The sequence below is a fragment of the Johannesbaptistia floridana genome (assembly GCF_057440575.1).
Window position 1 is genome coordinate 1 of sequence record NZ_JALKVM010000131.1, and the last position, 20298, is coordinate 20298.

20 protein-coding genes and 2 tRNA genes are annotated in these 20298 nt (G+C 38.6%); 9 read left to right on the forward strand and 13 right to left on the reverse strand.

What is annotated here, in order from left to right:
- From MW688_RS09165 to MW688_RS09175, 3 genes are all read right to left on the reverse strand, one after another.
- On the reverse strand, positions 1 to 424 hold a 424-nt coding region (locus MW688_RS09165), incomplete at its 3' end, for a hypothetical protein (RefSeq protein ID WP_486735665.1).
- Between the two features lie 811 nt (positions 425 to 1235).
- Positions 1236 to 1520 (reverse strand): DUF427 domain-containing protein, encoded by a 285-nt coding sequence (locus tag MW688_RS09170; protein WP_486735666.1) that lies wholly within the window; start codon positions 1518 to 1520, stop codon positions 1236 to 1238.
- Between the two features lie 112 nt (positions 1521 to 1632).
- Positions 1633 to 4230, reverse strand: a complete 2598-nt coding sequence (locus tag MW688_RS09175; RefSeq protein WP_486735667.1) for a calcium-binding protein — start codon at positions 4228 to 4230, stop codon at positions 1633 to 1635.
- A 235-nt stretch (positions 4231 to 4465) separates the two neighbouring features.
- Between MW688_RS09175 and MW688_RS09180 the strand changes: the two genes are divergently transcribed.
- Positions 4466 to 4550 (forward strand) — tRNA-Ser (locus MW688_RS09180).
- A 17-nt stretch (positions 4551 to 4567) separates the two neighbouring features.
- Here the strand turns inward: MW688_RS09180 and MW688_RS09185 are convergent.
- The 3 genes from MW688_RS09185 to tnpB all read right to left on the reverse strand — a co-directional run bounded on the left by MW688_RS09185 (position 4568) and on the right by tnpB (position 7152).
- Positions 4568 to 5170, reverse strand: a complete 603-nt coding sequence (locus MW688_RS09185; RefSeq protein WP_486735668.1) for an ATP-dependent Clp protease proteolytic subunit — start codon at positions 5168 to 5170, stop codon at positions 4568 to 4570.
- Between the two features lie 11 nt (positions 5171 to 5181).
- Positions 5182 to 5868, reverse strand: a complete 687-nt coding sequence (locus MW688_RS09190; protein WP_486735669.1) for an ATP-dependent Clp protease proteolytic subunit — start codon at positions 5866 to 5868, stop codon at positions 5182 to 5184.
- A 93-nt stretch (positions 5869 to 5961) separates the two neighbouring features.
- Positions 5962 to 7152: an IS200/IS605 family element RNA-guided endonuclease TnpB gene (tnpB, locus tag MW688_RS09195; RefSeq protein ID WP_486735670.1), complete on the reverse strand. Its 1191-nt coding sequence runs from the start codon at positions 7150 to 7152 to the stop codon at positions 5962 to 5964.
- A 140-nt stretch (positions 7153 to 7292) separates the two neighbouring features.
- Between tnpB and sepF the strand changes: the two genes are divergently transcribed.
- From sepF to MW688_RS09210, 3 genes are all read left to right on the forward strand, one after another.
- Positions 7293 to 8405: a cell division protein SepF gene (gene sepF / locus MW688_RS09200; RefSeq protein WP_486735671.1), complete on the forward strand. Its 1113-nt coding sequence runs from the start codon at positions 7293 to 7295 to the stop codon at positions 8403 to 8405.
- A gap of 211 nt (positions 8406 to 8616) precedes the next feature.
- Positions 8617 to 8862 carry a photosystem I iron-sulfur center protein PsaC gene (gene psaC / locus MW688_RS09205; protein WP_486735673.1) on the forward strand — a complete coding sequence of 82 codons (246 nt, stop codon included), beginning with the start codon at positions 8617 to 8619 and terminating at the stop codon, positions 8860 to 8862.
- A gap of 131 nt (positions 8863 to 8993) precedes the next feature.
- Positions 8994 to 9833, forward strand: coding sequence for a hypothetical protein (locus MW688_RS09210; protein ID WP_486735674.1), 840 nt, complete (start codon positions 8994 to 8996; stop codon positions 9831 to 9833).
- 70 nt (positions 9834 to 9903) lie between these two features.
- Here the strand turns inward: MW688_RS09210 and MW688_RS09215 are convergent, their stop codons facing one another.
- The 4 genes from MW688_RS09215 to pntA form a co-directional block, all read right to left on the reverse strand.
- Entirely contained in the window at positions 9904 to 10395 is a 492-nt protein-coding gene (locus MW688_RS09215) for a photosystem II biosynthesis protein (protein WP_486735675.1), read from the reverse strand.
- A gap of 25 nt (positions 10396 to 10420) precedes the next feature.
- Complete coding sequence (gene rpsO / locus MW688_RS09220) at positions 10421 to 10690, reverse strand: 30S ribosomal protein S15 (RefSeq protein WP_486735676.1); 270 nt, start codon at positions 10688 to 10690, stop codon at positions 10421 to 10423.
- Positions 10691 to 10897: 207 nt separating this feature from the next.
- Positions 10898 to 12349 carry an NAD(P)(+) transhydrogenase (Re/Si-specific) subunit beta gene (locus tag MW688_RS09225; RefSeq protein ID WP_486735677.1) on the reverse strand — a complete coding sequence of 484 codons (1452 nt, stop codon included), beginning with the start codon at positions 12347 to 12349 and terminating at the stop codon, positions 10898 to 10900.
- Positions 12350 to 12377: 28 nt separating this feature from the next.
- Positions 12378 to 13988, reverse strand: a complete 1611-nt coding sequence (gene pntA / locus MW688_RS09230; protein ID WP_486735678.1) for a Re/Si-specific NAD(P)(+) transhydrogenase subunit alpha — start codon at positions 13986 to 13988, stop codon at positions 12378 to 12380.
- Between the two features lie 360 nt (positions 13989 to 14348).
- On the opposite strand from pntA, the gene MW688_RS09235 reads away from it, so the two are divergent.
- Entirely contained in the window at positions 14349 to 14870 is a 522-nt protein-coding gene (locus tag MW688_RS09235; RefSeq protein ID WP_486735679.1) for a DUF2808 domain-containing protein, read from the forward strand.
- Positions 14871 to 15015: 145 nt separating this feature from the next.
- Here MW688_RS09235 and MW688_RS09240 read toward each other — a convergent pair whose 3' ends face one another.
- The gene (locus MW688_RS09240; RefSeq protein WP_486735680.1) at positions 15016 to 15777 is read right to left on the reverse strand and encodes a phycobilisome rod-core linker polypeptide; all 762 of its coding nucleotides are present in this window, start codon (positions 15775 to 15777) and stop codon (positions 15016 to 15018) included.
- Between the two features lie 217 nt (positions 15778 to 15994).
- Entirely contained in the window at positions 15995 to 17053 is a 1059-nt protein-coding gene (gene psbD, locus MW688_RS09245) for a photosystem II D2 protein (photosystem q(a) protein) (protein WP_486735681.1), read from the reverse strand.
- A 189-nt stretch (positions 17054 to 17242) separates the two neighbouring features.
- Here psbD and MW688_RS09250 point away from each other — a divergent pair, with 189 nt between their 5' ends.
- From MW688_RS09250 to MW688_RS09265, 4 genes are all read left to right on the forward strand, one after another.
- Positions 17243 to 17515, forward strand: a complete 273-nt coding sequence (locus tag MW688_RS09250; protein ID WP_486735682.1) for a UPF0367 protein family — start codon at positions 17243 to 17245, stop codon at positions 17513 to 17515.
- A complete protein-coding gene (locus MW688_RS09255; protein WP_486735683.1) occupies positions 17512 to 18168 on the forward strand; it encodes an energy-coupling factor ABC transporter ATP-binding protein in 657 nt (218 codons plus the stop codon). The genes MW688_RS09250 and MW688_RS09255 overlap by 4 nt, the downstream gene beginning before the upstream one ends.
- A 79-nt stretch (positions 18169 to 18247) precedes the next feature.
- Entirely contained in the window at positions 18248 to 18793 is a 546-nt protein-coding gene (locus MW688_RS09260) for an NYN domain-containing protein (RefSeq protein WP_486735684.1), read from the forward strand.
- 85 nt (positions 18794 to 18878) lie between these two features.
- Positions 18879 to 18951: transfer RNA gene (locus tag MW688_RS09265), tRNA-Glu, on the forward strand.
- A 626-nt stretch (positions 18952 to 19577) separates the two neighbouring features.
- On the opposite strand, the gene MW688_RS09270 is transcribed toward MW688_RS09265, so the two are convergent.
- Positions 19578 to 20045 carry a rhodanese-like domain-containing protein gene (locus MW688_RS09270; RefSeq protein ID WP_486735685.1) on the reverse strand — a complete coding sequence of 156 codons (468 nt, stop codon included), beginning with the start codon at positions 20043 to 20045 and terminating at the stop codon, positions 19578 to 19580.
- Positions 20046 to 20298: the final 253 nt, after the last annotated feature.

The window sequence follows — 20298 nt, forward strand, 5'->3', positions numbered from 1 at the left end:
ACTTATTTGTCTGTTTAATTAGTTTTATTTTCCTTTTTAACCAAGTCTGTGCTGAAATTAATTTACCTTTACTGTGTTTTATATAGTCTTTTCTAGATTCAATTGCTGAACCTACTTGTCCTTGGGCGTCTGCTATTATTCCATTGGCGTGACGCTTTAAAAGTTGGTATTTATTTTGTAAGTAACTGTTCCATTTTGATTGGTCAAACTTTACTTGATTTAACCATTTCTTTTCGATGGGACAATAATCACCCTGACAGTTTATTAAATGATTTACTGTTTCACAAACTGCTTCTCTATAAATAGGCTCATAAGCTGTTAAAAACATCTCAAAACTAGTAAAGCCCAAAGTATTTAACTCGTTTATTGGTGTTGGCAATGCTTTGACATAACTTAGGGTATTAGATTTTTTTTTCACCATCATCAACAACCACTTAAGTATCAATATTATATCAGACCCATACGCACTTCTAATTGTAACCTGGAAAAAAGGAGTCAGGAGCCAGGAGCCAGGAGTCAGGAGTTAGTAATTAATACTTAGTAAGCTTTAAGAATATTTTAAGTTATTTAAAAATACAAAAGTACTTAAAAAAATCTGAGTACTTCTACTCAAAAAAACCTAGGAATTTTTTGTGTAATATAAACAAAATATACTGACTCCTGAATTCTGACTCCTGACTCCTCTTCATCATACTATTTGACGTGCGAAAAGTGGATTATATCATTGCTAAACAATAGTTGGTCTATATTTTCTCTAATAGCGCACTAAACGACTTATAATCAAGGGGAAAACACAGTAATTATCTCTCAATTATCCCTTTGTCCCTAATTGTCAACCGACTAAAACTTACCCATTATGACTATTTAGCTAATCAAATGAGCAAGTTTTAGCAGTAATGAGTAAATATTTTTCAACTGTATTTAGCCCTCGCATCTTTACCTAATGTTACTGGTGGTGGTTGAGTAATGAGTAATGAGTAATGAGTAATGAGTAAGGAGTAATGAGTAAGGAGTAATGAGTAAGGAGTAATGACTAAGGAGTCTTGAAGTAATGAGTTAAAGAATTAATGCGATCGCGCTTAAAAATTGGTTGACCTTTGCAAAATCTTAGGGTAAAGAGAAATGAACTTTTTCTGAGGTTAATTTAGTACATAAGTACTGGTGGAAGATGTAAGTTTAACGAAAGAATTTAGTATTACTTATAAATCTAAAGCTCAATAATCATTCATCAAGATTTAACTCTCTACTTGAACACCTCGCCAAAAAGCTACATAATTAGCAATATTTTTGGCTTTTTCTTTGGGAGTTGGATAATACCAAGCAGCATCTTCATTCTTTTGTCCATTTACTTCTAGAGTATAGTAATTAGCTTGTCCTTTCCAGAAACAAGTAGTTTGCTTACTACTAGGTTGAAAATATTCTTGATTAATTGAATCAGGGGGAAAATAGTAGTTACCTTCTACTATTTCACAGTTATCGCTTTCTGCTAAAACGACATTGTTCCAGATTGCTTTGGCCATTTTTAGTTTTTGTTTAATTAACGAATATATTTTAACTCAAAATTTAATCAAAAAAGAGAAGAGCTAATAGAGAATAACTCTTCTCCTGATTAATTTAAATTTATCTAAATTTCTAACCGACGAAAGCAAAGTCAGAAGCTGTTAAACTAGTTGCTTCAGTATTAAGAAGCATAGCTAACTCGTTACCGTTAGCGCTAACTATAGCGTTGCTACCATCAGCAGTAATGCTTAAATCGTCGAAACCAAGTCCAGTAGCACCGAAGCCCATAACATCTTCACCAATAGTAAAGTCAGTTATAGTTTGAGCTTCTTCAGGCATATCTACACTGTCAGTAAGTAACCAGAATTGGTCAGCACCCTCACCACCAGTAACAACATTACCACCTTCACCACTGGTTAGGAACATGGTATCATCACCAGAACCAGCCAGGATGCGATCGCCACTGCCACCGAAGAGGAGGTCATCACCAGAACCTAAGTCAATACGGTTATCACCTTCAGCGAAGCTAACATCTACAGTATCATCACCGCCGCCTGCAAATAGACTTTGTCCTGAACCCACAAAACCGCTCTCATCAGATACCTCTGAATCAAACATATCAGCATCAGCAGTACCAAAGACAATGGGGGATTCTGGAGTAGGAGATTCTGAGTCATCACCATCGAGGTCAATATTGAACTGGAAGATTTGACCGCCTTGGTCTGCGTTACGCTCAGCAATGATGCCACCGGATTCGCCTCTATGCTGCACCACACCAATTAGAGTTTGTTCATCTAGAGGTAAAGTGCCGATAACTTCTTGAGCACCAGTACCAGCTAACTCCTCCATAGTGTAGAAGCTACCGTCCTCCTTCTGAGCTACGAGATGTGTTACGTTCCAAGAACCAGAAAACTCAGAACTTGTAGCGGAGGAGAAGGTGCCAGGAATAGCGGCAACTTCAGCAAGAGCGCGAGGATTAAGAGCACCACCTGCTTGTGCTAGGAAATAACCAGTGCCCTCCTCTTCTAGTTGTAAAGTTTCACCATCAATGGGTAGAACATACTTGCGCTCTCCATAGTCGTTACCGGAGTCTTCATCAACGATTAAGTAGTCACCATCAGAAGTCTTAATCCACTGTAGACCATCATTATCCTTCATCTGTGCTAGGCCAGTTTCGATATGAATGGAAGCGTCTTGTTCACCATCAGGATTATTGGGACCGATGTGACCCTTACCTTTACCGTCAGTTTCTAGTGTTAAAGCGCCGTCTACACCAGCGAGGATTCTGGTTACCTCTGCTGATAAGTAATCGGGTAAACCGTTGCCATCAGCATCATTGTTAGTTAACTCTTCGACGATGTTAGTAAAATCAATCCCTAACTGAGCACCAGGAGTGGTTAAGTCTTGGATATAGCGATGTTTGGTGATGTCTGGGTCTACTGCGGGGTGCTCTACCTTGCTGTCACCGTTGAAGTAGGTGTAGCCATCTGGTTGCTCGTTGGGTTCGCCCTCATCGCCATCTTGTTCCCACAAGAATACCTCTGTTTCATTAGCGTTTTCTGGAGTATCGAAGCCATCCCATTGATAGCTAGTAGGATAGTAACGAGCGCTAAAGTTTTCGGGAGCGTCAGCATCGGTGGCATAGGCATCCATCATGAATTCGTCGGCATCAATATTTTCAATACCTATATCTCCATAAGTCTCTGTATCCAGAGCCATGCCATATAACTGACCGTAAAGTAGACCGTTGCGACCTAAGAAAGAATCTCTTTCACTGGCATCTTCAGGTAAGGGATTACCATCAGCACCAACACCCTTTTTACCAACGTAGATTCTCAGGGGTGCAGGCTCAACCTCAAGGTTATATCCTGAAGTAACAAGAACCACATAGTCTTCATGTCCTGAGTTAAGGGGCAGAATTTTCTCGTAACCAGACTGACCTAGTGCGGGTACTGTATAGGCAGTTTCGTTAGCGATGTCTACAACCATTGAAGCTAGACCCATAGTACCAGTAAAGAAGTCATTTCCGGTAAGAGGACCATCGCCATCGGGATCTGGGTACATGTCGTCGCCAATGTTCCACTCTTCGGCCATTAGCCATACATCATCTTCAAAGCCGATGCCGTCGCCATACTTATTTGCTTGCTCGTAGTAAGCACCACAGAAAGAGTGAAAGAAGAAGTCTCCTAGAGTGAGTTGTTGTTCTTCACGAAACTCAAGGAGTGTTCCGTCTGCTAGGGCTTGGTTACCCCATTTAGCACTCAAGTCAGTTGGGTCGTCGTTTTTGCCGTCTACAATCTCACCAAACACGTTGTAGACTGTGTTGAATAGATGTCCCGCACCCTCAAACATTTCACTAGCCGCGCTATCGTTTTCCAGGAACTCAGCAAAGGCCGCGCGATCGTAGTCGATATAATGGAGGTGAGAACCAGTGAAGGTTACTCCGCTATCCATTTCCCAAGGGTATGTCTCGTTGGACATAGTGGCGTAGGATTCAGATTGATAGGCTACGCGCACAGTATCTTCATCTGCCAGCCAAGCTGCCTGACCATCTGGATATCCAGTTAATACGTGGCCACTTTCGGGGTCCATCTCCCCTACAGTCGCTAGTGCTTTGAAATCTCCATAGGGAAAATCTGTATCACCACTTCCTCCGTCTTGCAGATGTTCGGGAAGGGTAGAACTACCTGCCTCAGGAATCAATGCTGTAGTTTCTCCAATATTTGCCATCTTTGAAGCCTCTTCTAAAAGAATGTGTAGTGTTTATATTGGTTTGTATAATTTTTAACCTTCTTTAAGATAAGCTCCTAAGGTTAAGATTACGTAAAGCTTTGATTAACAGGTGGTTAAATTTTGGAGTTTTACAAAAAACTTAATAGTCCCTTAAGATTTGGAGTTTGACAAAAAAATAAAAAAAAGGGGTAGTCAAAACCCCTTTTTTTAGCTATACTGTAGGTTGTGTCATGGAGAGGTGGCAGAGTGGTCGATTGCGTCCGACTTGAAATCGGATGAAGTGCAAGCTTCCGGGAGTTCGAATCTCCCCCTCTCCGTTTAAGATAATTGAGAGTTAATTGGGAGTCTCCTCAATTACTTGGTCAATCAAACCATAATCTTTAGCTTCTTGTGCAGACATAAAGAAGTCACGGTCTGTATCTCTCTCAATTTTCTCTAGAGGCTGTTTTGTGTGGTGACTCATGGTTCTATTTAGCTGATCCCGAATACGCAAAATCTCATTCGCCTCAATTTCAATATCAGTGGCTTGTCTCCGTCCTTGGATGCCACCTAGAGGTTGGTGAATCATAATGCGAGAATGGGGTAATGCTAAACGTTTTCCAGGAGTACCTGCGGTTAGTAAAAATGCACCCATGGAAGCAGCTAAACCAACACAGATGGTAACTACATCTGATTTGATATACTGCATAGTGTCATAGATAGCTAAACCAGCAGTTACGGAACCACCAGGAGAATTGATATAGAGATAAATTGGTTTACCAGGGTCTTCTGAATCCAAGTAAAGCATTACTGAGATGATTTGATTGGCTAAACCATCATTAACACCTCTTCCGAGAAAGATAATTCTTTCTCGATAAAGGCGATTGTAAATATCAATCCAGTCACTATAGGGTTGACCGGGTAAACGATAGGGGACTTTAGGAACACCAATAGGCATATTATCAACAATTAACTAACTGAAGGTACAGGGGAAGGTAAGTCTTTGCGACTTGTGAGAATTTTATCGATTAAGCCATATTCTTTGGCTTGTTCGGGAGTCATATAATACATCCGATCTGAGTCTTTTTGGACTTTTTCTACAGGATGATTAGTGTTTTGAGCAAGTAACTCCATCATCATGCGCCGATTAGCTAAAACTTCTCGGGCACGGATTTGTATATCTGTGGCTTGTCCCTGGGTACCCTGACGGGCTTGATGTAGAATTATTGTAGCATTGGGTAAACTGGCTCTACATCCAGGAGTTCCCGCAGCTAAAATCATCGCCGCAGTTCCCATGGCTTGACCAATACAAATAGTGTGTATTGGGGGTTTGATATATTTGAGGGTATCGTAAATAGCGAAGGCTTCTGTTTCAAAACCAATCGCATCGCCTCCATACCAAGATGTTCCCGTGGAATTGATATACATGTATATGGGTTTATCAGGATCATCGAATTGGAGATAGAGTAATTGAGCAATAATTAACTCAGTCACGTCAATTCCAATTTGATCTTTGTATTCATCCGGGGAAATCAAGGGTAGACCTAGATAAACGATTCGTTCTTTTAGCAATAACGAAGGTAAATCCGGGGGAGGGGTACGATAATAGGCATCGCCTGTGTAAGGGGCTTGTACAGCCTGAATAGGTGAATCCATTTTTAATCTATCTATACAACTCTTATTTGATTGTTACACATTTAAGTATTGAGTTGTTAAGCCTGTTGACAGTTACAGTGAACTACCCCGCACTTACGTGACGGGGCTTCTAACTTCAACAGGAATTGCATCTGACAAAACCGAAGGTTTCCCCATTTGACTTACATTCCCTCCATTAGCAGTATCGCAGGTCCCCAACGACATTATCCGTAAAGCTTCTTTTTTGATATTTATAGCCGCATTTATATCGCGATCATGATTGGTTTTGCAGCTAGGGCAAGTCCATTCTCTGATGTCTAGAGGTAAACTTTCTACTTGATTTAGACACACATTACAAGTTTTTGAGCTGGGAAAAAACCTGCCTACCTCAATATATACTTTACCTTCAAACTCAGCCTTATATTTAAGCATAGTGCAAAACATCCCCCAAGAGCAATCACTAATTGCTTTGGCTAATTTATGATTTCTTACCATGCCTTTTACATTCAGATTCTCTACAGCAATTACTTGGTTTTCGTTAACTATTTTACGGGATAGTTTGTGTAGAAAATCCTCCCTGCATCTTTTTATTTTCGAGTGTACTTTGGCTACTTTTTGTTTTGCTTTGTTTCTGCTGTTACTTCCTTTTGTTTTGCGTGAGAGTTTTTGTTGTTTCCTTTTGAGATTTTTTTGATGTTTAGTTAGATATCTTGGGTTACTGTATTTACTTCCGTCACTTGTAATAACAAAATCTTTTATTCCTAAATCTATACCTACAGCATTCCCTTCAGTTGAGGATTTGGGCAAATCTTTACCATCATCAACTAAAGCCGAAACAAAATACTTCCCATCAGGATTTAGAGAAATAGTTACACTTTTTATTTTTCCTTCAATTTCCCGATGACGACGACAATATATTTTACCTAGCTTTTTATCAAGCTTAAGATAATCACCTTCAAACTTGAAGTTTTGAGGATAAGTAATCGATTGTTTTTTGTGCTTTGATTTGAATCTAGGTAATTTTGCTCGTTTTTCAAAGAAGTTTTTATAGGCAGTAGATAAATTTAGGGCTACTACTTGTAGACATTGAGAATAAGCATCTGAAAGCCAAGGGTATTCTTTTTTAAGCTGAGGTAATAGCTTTTGTATCCCATAACGAGATAGTCCTTTACCGGTTGCTTGATAAGTTTTTTGGCATAAATCTAAAGCATAATTATAATACCATCGACAACAGCCAAAGCTTTTAGCTAAAGCTTCTTGTTGCGATTGAGTGGGATATAATCTAAATTTAACTGCCTGATACATTATCAAACAACATACTTAGTGATAAAGATATTATAGCATAAATAATGATGTTCGCTTTCATCCCCAGGCTTAACAGCACTGGGGACTTCTCGCTCACTCAGTTAAAATAATCAAAAGCAACGAAATTCTTTTGTCTATTTATGCTCAATCTCTTTGCTTTATCTTCCTTGGGAACAATTTTTTCACCCTCTTTTGCGGCTATTAATGATGAGTTGGTGGTTATTACTCTACATTCTTTGGGAGATTTAGCTGAGATCGCCGCAATTATTCGCTCTGGTAAAATCGCTATTCTAATTTTAACTCAAGTAGATTCACACACCTATAAAAGAATAATTAATTGGTTAAATGGGTATGTATATGCTCTCAATGGTGTCAGTCAATGGTTGGGAGAAAAAACTTTTTTGTTGGCCTCTAAACAAATGAATGTGATGGGGAAACCAAAAGTTACACAACTAATAAAGACTAAACAGCCAGTAAATAATTACAAAAAACTAATTATTGAATTGGGAGATCTCCTCTTCCTGGAAATGATGGCAATTCCTCCAGGAACTTTTTTAATGGGGTCTCCCTTAACTGATTCAGATAGTAGTAACGATGAAAGACCTCAACATTTAGTGAAAGTTCCCCAATTCTATCTCAGTACCTATCCAGTTACTCAAAAGCAATGGCAAATGGTCGCCACATATCCTAGAATCAATATACCTCTCAATTCAAAACCAGCTTACTTTCCTGGCGATAATCTGCCTGTAGAACAAGTTTCTTGGTATGAAGTTGTGGAATTTTGCGATCGCCTCTCCCAACAAACCGGGAGAATATATCGTCTTCCTAGTGAAGCTGAATGGGAATATGCCTGCCGTGGCCGCACTCTCACTAAATTTTGGTTTGGTAATTATCTCAGTAGTAACATAGCTAATTATGATGCTCGCGGCGGCAATGCTATCGCTGAAAACAAAGTCTTTTTAGGTAAAACTACTTGTGTCGGTTATTTTAGTCGTAAAAATCCCTTTGGTCTAGGTGATTTACATGGATTGGTTTGGGAATGGTGTGCCGATCACTGGCATAATAATTATTATGGAGCACCCAATGATGGTTCTCCTTGGTTATCTAATTATTCAGAGCAATATAGAATCATCCGAGGGGGTTCTTGGTATGATTTGCCCCGTTTTTGTCGTGCTGCTTGCCGTTACTATTTACGGCCACATCGTCGCGTTAATCGAGTCGGATTTCGTCTTGCTGCTAATATCTTAAGTTAACTTATATTAACTCATATTTAACTACATCGGTAATGAATGATCATATTTTTTATTAAAAAATATCAACAAATGTAACAAATTTAGGGAATTGTTACATAATTTAAACTTATGTTTTATTTTTAAGATTAACAAGGCGATACTAAGCTAAACTAGCCTTTGAGCTGTAATTATCAATCTTGTAAAAAAACTTTAGATAAGGAGTCAAGATTTAATGTCTCATAGTGTCAAAATTTATGATACCTGTATTGGTTGTACCCAGTGTGTTCGTGCTTGTCCTCTAGACGTTTTAGAAATGGTACCTTGGGATGGCTGTAAAGCTTCTCAAATCGCTTCTTCTCCTCGTACAGAAGACTGCATCGGCTGTAAACGCTGTGAAACTGCTTGTCCTACCGACTTTTTGAGCATCCGTGTTTATTTAGGAGCTGAGACTAGTCGTAGTATGGGATTGGCGTACTAGTTTTAATTTTTATGGGGGAAAGTTTTAACTTTCCCTCTCTAAAAAGTGAAATGTTATAAAAAGATAATAATTTGGGGTGATCAGTAGAGAGAGACATATATAATTAAAATAGTAATAGCAACCTGAGAAAAATGTCACATTCATGGCTTAACGTTAGTAGTATAAGCGAAAAACAATATATAGTAGCTCAAACATCATCTCCTGTAGAAGAGATTTCTGAGAACACGACAGGAGAGTCCCTTTCTGCTAAAAAGCTTTTACTAGAGAATTGGTCAATCGGATTAGCCGTTATTTTTTTAGTGCTTTTCATAGTTAGTCAATGGCAGCTTAAAAAACTAAAAAAATCAATTGAGTTTAAAGACTATAAATATAAAGATATCAAAAAAAAATTAACTCTAGCATTAAATACTATCAAAAAAATGGAAACTAATCCTGATTTAGTGCATTCAAGGGAATTTAACTTAGATTATCTAAGAATGCGCATGGATGAAGAAGTATTTCATTATGCTATTGTTAATCAAATCAAAACCAAAGTTAGACAGTTAATTTCTCAAGCGTTACGTCCTGACACTAGAAAAGAAACGACAGTGGGTATTGCCAATACTAGTGGCCGTCAGGTAGAGAAAACCTTCGACGTAACCTATGAAATAGAAAGTCAAGGACAATGGAAAACCAACGTTTTGTTTAGGGTGCAAATTAAGCTAACGAAATTACCAATAAGAACTAGTAGTAGCCTGGTAGAAGAGATTATAGATTGTGTAGAAAGATATCTTTGTCCAGAAGATGGTCAAGAAAATTGGACTCCAACAATTAACAATCGCGTCGTAGTCATTAATTGGGATCAAAAAGCGAAACCTACTCCCTTATTAGTAATACTACAGGCAGAAGAAGGAAGCGCAACTATTCGTAACAATAATTGGCATTCCTCTTCTAATAATCAAAAAGCATCAGGCCGCCCGTTACGTCACTGATTGAAAAATAAGCTAACTTTTTTAACTCCTTAGTTTTAGTTTTAACCGAGGGAGATAAAAATAAGTATAATTACTTTTCTGCTTGCTTTTTCTTGTCTCTAGCTTCTTGACGGGCAGCTTTCCAAGCAGAAAAAAGACGTTGAGTGTTAAGACGAAATTCACTCCATCCGAACCAATTACCAGTTCTTTCCTCATCCCAACAGGTTGAAAGAATACTATAGCTCAAACCTAAGACTCCTAAGCCAAACAAAGCCATAGTACTTAATACTACTGCTGGGGTTGGAACTTTAAACCATTGGTGACTCACAACCCAATAGAAAGCCAAAAACAATGTTATCCCCAAAGCAGTGGGAATACCAGAAAAAGCAGCCATTCGTTTAATCATACGTTGGCTAACAACTTCTGGTATGGCAGATAATTGAGCATTATCTGAATTATAGGCTGAGTTTCGAGAATATTTTGGAGTTTCTGGTTGATTTGTTGGCGATGGCTTTTTACTAGTCTTTTTCTTTTTCTGACGAGGTTCAAAAGGTATTTTTTCTCGGGAGGACTCAGAAGACATAAATAATAATCTCGCTTATTTAAGTTTAACGACGTAGACCTAAACGCTTAATCAAGTCTTGATAGCGTTCTGAATCTTTGTTGTTAATATAAGCTAACATACGGCGACGATTACCAATCATTTTTAATAATCCTCGTCTAGAAGAATGGTCGTTATTATTTTTTTTCAGATGCTCTGTAAGTTGATTAATACGATAAGTAAGGAAAGCGACCTGAAGTTCATTTGACCCTGTATCTGTTTCGTGCATTTGATACTGAGACATAATTTCTTGTTTTTCTGCTTGTGTTAATCCCATAGTTAGTTTGTTTGATAATATTCCAATCTATAATTTTAACATATTTATCTAGGGGTGCAATAAACTTACTCAAAATTGCCAGACTTATGCTATGGTAAATCTACTTCATATAGCAGTCGCCATTACTGGCGCGGACACTGTGATTGCGATAAAAAAAGCGCCTTGTAAAACAAGGCACGCTTAAATTAATTAACTAGGATGACTGAATTAAGAAGTCGCTAAAACTTTTTCGGGACTAGATTGACCAATCTTACGGGAATTGCGTAAATTAACAACAATTTCATCGATGTTTTTCTTAGCATCACCGAAGAGCATCTGAGTATTATCTTTATAGAATAGAGGATTAGCAACACCAGCATAACCACTACCAAGACTCCGCTTCATTACCACGGTGCTTTCTGCCTTCCAGACTTCTAAAACAGGCATACCAGCTAAACTACTAGTAGGATCTTCTTGGGCTGCGGGGTTAACGGTGTCATTAGCGCCAATTACCAAAGCTACATCAGTTTGAGGAAAATCATCATTAATTTCGTCCATTTCCAAAACAATATCGTAGGGGACATTAGCTTCTGCTAAGAGTACATTCATGTGTCCTGGCATTCTTCCAGCTACAGGGTGAATACCAAAACGCACATTAATACCGCGATCGCGCAAAATTTTAGTCATTTCAGAAATTCCGTGTTGAGCTTGAGATACGGCCATACCGTAGCCTGGAATAATAATCACGCTACTGGCATTTTCTAATAACTCAGCGGTTTCTTGAGAACTAATGGGGGTAGCTTCTCCTTCGATTTTAGTCCCACTACCACTGTTAGTGCCGACGCCTTCACCGAAACCTCCGAGAATCACATTCAGAAAAGAGCGATTCATGGCCTTACACATAACATAACTGAGAATTGCGCCACTACTACCAACTAAAGCACCAGTAATAATTAGTAAGTCATTAGAGAGCATAAAACCAGTAGCCGCGCCTGCCCAACCAGAATAGCTATTCAAAAAAGAAATAACCACGGGCATATCAGCACCACCGATAGCCAGTACCATTTGAATCCCAAATAGAGACATAATTGCTGTCATAATCCCTAAAATTTGCAAGCCTGTTAGAGGTACATTGACGATACCTAAAAAAGGCACTATAAGACCAAAAGCCGCCACTAATAAGAAGAGATTAAAGAGATTATGACCAGGCCAAACCATCGGCTTACTACTAACTAAGCCTTGGAGTTTAGCGAAAGCAACAACAGAACCTGTAAAAGTAACGGAACCAATTAATACCCCTATATAGATTTCTACTTCTTGAATAGTAACTGCTGAACTAGCTAGGGAGGTATCTAATTTGAGATATTCAGCATAGCCGACTAAAGCTGCTGCTAAGCCACCAAAACTGTTGAGTAAGCCTACCATTTGGGGCATTTGTGTCATTGCTACGAGAGAAGCAGCCAGAATACCAATAATCACACCGGGGACTATTGATACTCCTAGAGTGAGGTAATTGCTAATTTGGGGACTAAAAGCCGTTGCTAGACAAGCAAGCAACATACCAATCATGCCGTAAATATTACCACGGCGAGAGGTTTCGTGTTGGGAAAGTCCGCTGATACTGAGAATAAACAGGGCACTTGCCGCAATGTAGATTACTGTTTGAAGATTTAAAGACATAGATTTTTTCCTGAAACTCCTGTTGTATTTATTTACGGAACTTGTTTAACATTCTTTGGGTAACGAAGAAGCCACCGGATATGTTGATAGTGGCTACGCCAATCGCGATCGCCCCTAGGATAGTAATTGGGGAACTAATTGGGCCAGTCATTTGTAAAATACCACCGACAATCACGATTCCACTAATAGCATTAGTTACACTCATCAAAGGTGTATGTAGAGCTGGATTAACATTCCAAATCACCATCCAACCCACAAAACATGCCAAAACGAATACCGTTAGATGAGATAAAAGTTCTGTTGGTGCCGTTAAACCAATTCCCACTAGAGCTAGTCCTGTTATAAAAATCCAGAGTAAGCCGGAAGTAGATGACTTAGTTTCTGTTTGAGCCACAGTAGCTGCGGTCGGTGTACTTGCTGCTGGTGCGGGTGGTTTCTCTATTTTTGGTGCAGGCCAAGTCACTTGTCCTTCGTGAAGAACTAAGGCGCTGCGAATCATCTCATCTTCAAGATTTACGCGGTAATTTTCTGATCCCCCCATTTCTTTGAGTAGATGGCAGAGATTATTGCCGTATAATTGACTGGACTGACTAGCCATGCGACTAGGTAAATCTGTGAGACCGATGATAGTTACTCCTTGATATTCGGAGATTTCGTGGGGTTTAGTTACCTCACAATTGCCCCCTTGTTCTGCTGCTAAATCCACAACTACTGACCCAGGTTTCATGCTTTCTACCATTTCTCTGGTGATTAACACTGGTGCTGTTTTCCCTGGTATTAAAGCTGTGGTGATGATGATATCTACTTCTTGAGCTTGTTGAGCGAATAGAGCCATTTCTGCATCTATGAACTCTTTACTCATGGTTTTAGCGTAACCGCCTTCTCCTGAGCCATCTTCGTTGAATTCTAGTTCTAAGAATTCTGCTCCTAAACTTTTTACTTGGTCTTTTACTACTAAACGAGTATCAAAAGCTCGAACTACTGCTCCTAGGCTTTTAGCTGCGCCAATAGCTGCTAAACCTGCTACTCCTGCACCGATTACTAGTACTTTAGCGGGGGGTATTTTGCCTGCGGCAGTTATTTGACCTGTAAAGAAGCGTCCAAAATGGCTGGCTGCTTCTACTACGGCGCGATAACCTGCAATATTAGCCATAGAACTGAGGGCATCTATTTTTTGGGCTCTCGTAATCCGAGGCACTGCATCCATTGCTAATACTGTTGCTTGAGTTTTAGCTAAATTTTCCAACAGTTCAGGATTTTGTGCCGGCCAAATAAAGCTAATTAAGGTTTTGCCTGGACTTAGTAATTCTGCTTCGTGTTTGTTGATGTTGGGATTTTCTTGAGGGGCGCGAACTTTGAGGATAATATCTGCTTCTTGCCACAAAGTTTGAGTGTCTTCGATAATTTGACAATTGGCTTGACGATAGGCTTCATCACTGAAGTTAGCCCCTGTACCTGCTTGTGACTCTACTAATATTTCAAAGCCTAGTTTTTGCAATTTTTTAGCTGTGTCTGGAGTCGCTGCTACTCTGGATTCATTGGGGTAAATTTCTTTTGGTATACCAATTTTTTTGGCTTGAGAGGGAGTATCTGGAGAGATTTCGCCTCTTTGTTGTTGTTGTTCGACGGTAATTGTCATAGATTCTCCTTACTTAGTATTTTACAAAAGGGCGTATGTTTAATTTTTATTTTCTTAGGTTACTGTTGGTCAATTTTTAGATTAAGACTTGACACAGTTTTTTCCTTTTGCCGAAACATCAGCCCAGAATTTTTTTGAGTTGCTACTAGATTGTTTGTTCCTATGCAGATTTTGATGATCTGTGGATAATTCACACTCGCTTGCTTTTTTTCGACATAGTGATCATCTTAGTTCGATCCCCAAAATTTTTGGGTTTTCTTCAACTTGTTTTATAGATTGCCATGTTTTATTTAAAATTTTGGTTGATTTTGTTACCTTTAAATAAGAGTGAAGTGAGTTTTATTTAATCGTGGAGGTAATATGTTGAAATCTAAGTTGGTGTGGAGTTTAGTTATTTCTGGATTTGTTGGGGCGATCGCTCCTCTAATTGTTACGGCTCAAAGTAATCCTGGTTTAACCATCTTTAGTGGTGTTGATCGCGAAAATATTCTTAACTATCATCTAGATTTTGGTGGTCAAGAAAATACTTGGGATCGTTACCGTTTACGTATCTCTGGTAAAAAAATGACTGAAGGTGCTGCTAGTTTTATTATTAAATATCCTGATTACTACAAAGGTAAATTTGATGTGGATCGTATTGAGGTGAGAATGGATGATGAATCTCTGCCTCTGCGTGAAGTGGTTTGGGACCAGGAGAATTACCTTTTAGAAATTGATTTAGAAGAACCTATTACAGAAGCTAGAAAAGTAGAAATAGTCATGTCTAATGTAAAAAATCCTCGCTATGGTGGTACTTTTTATTTTAACTGTGATGTTATTGCTGCCGGAGAGATTCCTATACGCTTATATGTGGGAACTTGGATTATTAGTATTGGGGCTTAATTTAACTAATTTATAATTATCGTGACCGCCAATTCTCCTCTAATTATCTACTTTTTGCAGAATAACTAGAGAAAACTTGGCGGTCATATTTATTCGCACCTAAAAGAAATTTGAGAAACTAATTTAGAGTTAGTAACTCATTTTCCTATTTACGACGATAGGGAACACTAGCTTCGATATTGATATTCATGGCTGATACACGAGGAACTGTGCTGTTTTTAGGTGCTAAATTACGAGCCATACCCAAAAATTGTGAAGGATCTCCTGCTTTGGTAGTTTTCTCTTGAGGAGTAAAACGTCGTACAGCGTTTTGCCAAACGATTTGAGGGAATCCCAATTGTGCCCGATGATATTCCCCGTAGCGAGGTGTTTTCAGGTTAAAGGGAGTTTCTCCCATATCTCTTTGAGGTAGATTGCGTCGGCGTTGATAAGGTACAGTGTCATAACCGAAGTTATTCATGTATTCCTCACTTTCTACCAAGGTGTTAATAAACTTTTTAACGCCTTTGGTAGCGATAACAATTGACCAAGCAATTTTTTCTCTTTCGTTGTAAACATCTCGTCCGAGAATGCGTTGTACGCAAATTTCTGCAAAACGATAGTTACTATTATTCTCAAAATTGAGTCTCAAAAAGGTATCAGAAGTAGCTAACCCGGCGATAAAATCACGTACTGTCAGTTGTCCTGAACGTAGTTGTGATTCTAAGAATTTTTGACGGTTACGTTTGAGAATTTGATGTTCACTGAAAATTTGACGGTAACAAGCCCAAATTAAATCATCTAATTCTGAACCAGAAAGCATATTTTCTGTTGAATAGATTCTGGGTTCCTCGTCTCCAGGAACTACGTATCCTTCTACTCGCTGATTCTGACTATTGGGTGTGTATTCTAAAAGAGGAATAGACACTAAGAAAACCTCCAAATATTGTGAGAATATTAAAAAACTTTATTCTCGATCATACGGTAGGAAGGGCACTTATGATGTAAATTTTTAAAAAATATTACAACTCTTAAAGTTTTATTGGCTCGATTAAAGAATATCATCAATCGCGAACCCAAAAAATAGCCCCACCTATCTAGATGGGGCTTCAACCTATTTAATTATGTTTAATTATGCAATCTCTTTAGAGAGCGTTACCACGTGGTAATACTTCTTCAGGGAATACAAATTTTTCGTGTGGTTGGTCTTGGGGAGCCATCCATGCTCTTAATCCTTCGTTGAGCAGAATGTTTTTAGTGTAGAAGGTTTCAAATTCTGGGTCTTCTGCTGCTCTTAACTCTTGAGATACGAAGTCATAAGCTCTCAAGTTTAACCCTAATCCTACTACTCCTACAGCACTCATCCATAGTCCTGTTACTGGTACAAATAACATGAAGAAGTGTAACCAGCGTTTGTTGGAGAATGCAATTCCGAATATCTGTGACCAGAAACGGTTTGCTGTTACCATTGAGTAGGTTTCTTCTGCTTGAGTTGGGCTGAAGGCACGGAATGTGTTTGCTTGCTCACCATCTTCAAACAGAGTATTTTCTACTGTGGCTCCATGGATGGCACATAATAGTGCTCCACCTAGTATACCTGCTACCCCCATCATGTGGAAAGGATTTAATGTCCAGTTATGGAATCCTTGGAAAAATAGGATAAATCTGAAGATTCCTGCTACTCCAAAACTAGGAGCGAAGAACCAGCTTGATTGTCCTAGGGGATACATTAAGAATACGCTAACGAATACGGCTATGGGTCCGCTGAAAGCAATAGCGTTGTATGGTCTGATTCCTACTAGTCTAGATATTTCAAACTGACGTAACATAAAGCCGATTAATGCGAAGGCACCGTGTAAAGCTACAAAGCTCCAAAGTCCTCCGATTTGGCACCAACGAGTGAAGTTCCAACCTGCTTCAGGTCCCCACAAAAATAGTAGGGAATGTCCCATACTGTCTGCGGGAGTTGATACCGCTACGGTTAAAAAGTTACATCCTTCTAGGTATGAACTTGCTAATCCGTGAGTGTACCAAGATGTTACGAAAGTGGTTCCAGTTAACCATCCACCTAAGGCCATGTAGGCACAGGGGAATAGTAGTAAGCCTGACCAGCCTACAAATACGAATCTGTCGCGTTTTAACCAATCATCAAGGGCGTCAAACCACCCTCTCTGTTGGGATACACGTCCTACTGCTATAGTCATAGAATTTATTCCTTTTTCTTATTTTGAGATAACTACGATAGCGTTAACTCTCGAAAAGCATCTTAGAAAAGATTACTTTATTATGAGAATTGTTTATTTTTGTTAACTAACTACTATAATAAATGAGAAAGTGCGTAATTGGCAACAAAAACGTTAATAAAAGTTAAAATTTAGATATCGAGTTGAACTATGCAAACGATTAATGTAATGATCAAGAGTGTTCCTTTACCTGTATCAGTACAAAAAAAGGAACAAGAAGAGGCTCAAGCTCTCTACCAAAAAATATTAGAAGCAATGACATCTTCTTCTCCCACAGTTATTGAACTGCGTTGTGATAAAGAAGAAGGAAAGGTAGTGGCAGTTTCTAGCAGTGAAATTAGTGCAGTGATTCTCTCAGAAAACTCTGGTTCTACTACCACAGGTAAAAGCGCTGGGTTTTTTGCTGCTGTAGGAGGAGAATGAAAAATTCCGCCATTGAGGTAGAGGAAGTAAGTTTTAGTTGGAGTCAGGGGAAACAAGTATTAAATTCTTGTTCTTTGCATGTTCCAAAAGGAGAGTTTTGGATGCTTCTGGGAAATAATGGCAGTGGTAAATCTACTTTACTACGTCTGTTGGGAGGGTTGCTTAAACCCCAAAAAGGAAGATTAAGTACCACTAAACCCCTGGGTTTTGTTTTTCAAAATCCAGATCATCAATTAGTTATGCCTACAGTAGCTGCTGATGTAGCTTTTGGATTAGTTGAGGAAAATCTTTCCTTAGAAGTAACTCAACAAAGAGTTAGAGAAGCTCTCCAAGCTGTTAATTTACTTCATTTAGAAAGACGTCCTATCTATGCTCTAAGTGGCGGACAAAAACAACGGATCGCGATCGCCGGGGCGATCGCGCGACATTCTCAAGTTTTACTGCTTGATGAACCCACGGCTTTGTTAGATGGAGACACACAATTAGAATTAGTAAGTCAAGTTCGTAATCTAGTTAAAAATAGAGGCATTACGGCCCTATGGGTTACCCACCGTTTAGAAGAGCTAGACTATTGTGATGGTGCTTTTTTGCTCAAAGATGGTCAGGTTGTAGCTGAAGGTAACGGCCAATCCCTCAAGCAAAGAATGACTTAAATAGCCTTCCTAGAATCTTAAATTTTTGTTATGATTGTCTAAAGTAATTGTTTAAATTAGTAATATATTAAGTTTAACCATGAATTCCCCTTATGGTCGGGTAATGCTATTGGTTGATGGTTATAACATCATCGGAGCCTGGGAAAGACTAAAAAAGATTCGCGATTATGAAGGTCTTGAATCAGCTCGCCGTGATTTAATATCGATAATTATCAACTATAGTGCTTATCGAGGATACAAAACCGAAATAGTATTTGATTCACATTTTCAAAAAACGCCAAGTCAAAAAGAAAAATATAGTTGTGGGGTATCAGTTCATTATACTGCCTATGCCCAAACAGCAGATACCTATATAGAGAAAGTCTGCGCTGCCTATAGTAGAGAAGTGGGTGCTTCTAGTTCCCGTTTAATAGTGGCCACTTCCGATAGAGCCCAGATACTCACAGCCAAGGGTTATGGAGCAGAATGTTTTTCCGCAGAAAAATTTAAAATAGAAGTAGAATCAAGCGCTTCAAAGGTTAGAAGAAGAAATAGTCGCCAATCTAAATCTAGAGGGCGATTTCTTTTTAACCGTTTAGACCCGCAAACACAAGAAATTTTGTTTCAATTAAGGCATAAAGGCTAACTGTTCTCTAAGTTTATCAAAAAAATCAAAAAACCCTTGACAGGATTTTTAAAAACAGTTATATTAAAAAAGGTGGAAAACACAAGCCCCCATCGTCTAGAGGCCTAGGACACCTCCCTTTCACGGAGGCGACAGGGATTCGAATTCCCTTGGGGGTATTAAAAAAACAATAAATATAAGGGGTGGGATATTTGTTAAGAGTATTTAGTTACTCATATCTGAATAAACAATATTTCACAACTATACCCTTGACCAGAAAAAATGCGACCCAAGCTAACTGGTTCTATCACGTTCAACTAGTATTAGCAATACTAATAGAAAAACGATTAAAAGTCATTAAACTACGAAATTAACATACTAGCAATTAATAACTTATCGAATCAACTTGTTCGTGGAGCTTCTTCGAGCTTTTGATGCTTTGATAGAGAATATAGGCAGCCATGTTTTTTGCCTTCTGCTTACTAGTAGCTTGTCCCCATGCTTCTCCTTTCCGCTTCAACCTTGACTAGAAAGTCGAATACTCTTTAAGAAGATAACTTGACACTGTTGAACTACTCCCCACCCAATACTGCTCGGATAAGAATCAAACATATTCCTTCTGAGAAAGCAGGGAGCAGGGAGCTTCTGAGCAGGGAGAGGGGTTTTTGGCTTTGTACCTAATCTCCTTTCAACCTTACTCTAATCAATAATTTTCTCTTAACCGAGCAGTATTGACTCCCCACCTATCAAAACTACCCTTATTGGTTCTCCATAATGGTTGTCTTCTAATTTGAGAAAAAATGATTTATTTTTCCAGAGGTTCTCCTGCGCTTTTCCAACCTTCGATACTTGGGGCAAATCCCGTCACGTTATCATAGCCTAATAAACGCAAAGACATTACAGCGATTGCGGTACGATACCCTGTAGAACAGTAGAAAATTACTGGACGATTATGGGGAATTTGGTCTAAATTTTCTGTTAAAGTGGAAAGAGGCAGGTTAATAGCATTGGGGATATGACCTGAGCGATATTCTCCTGGTTGCCTAACATCAACTAATAAAGCTTGCTTGTCTTTAAAGATACTTTTAACTTGATTAACTTGTTTGATGGCATAATAGCTATTTTCTGGTAAAGAAGAGAGAAATTCACTGACTGGGGGGGCAATGTCTACTGGATTGGAAAGTTTATCAGGTAGAGCGAGGGTTACTCCTGACCAAGATAACCAATAAAACAATAAACTCAGAATTAATGTGAAAAAACGTTTAAATAACATGAATTTTACTCCCTCTCAAAACATTTGTTTAAACTTAAAAAATACTAATTAATTAATTTTTACTTTATTGTACAATAAAGTAAGTTTTATTCCTAATCTTTCTTAGGGTAGGTATAGCTCAGATCTTGCATCTTTACCCAAAGTTACTGGTTGTGTTTGAGTAATGAGTAATGAGTTTTGAAGTAATGAGTAATTATTTGAGTAATGAGTTTTGAAGTAATGAGTTAAAGAATTAATGCGATCGCCCTTAAAA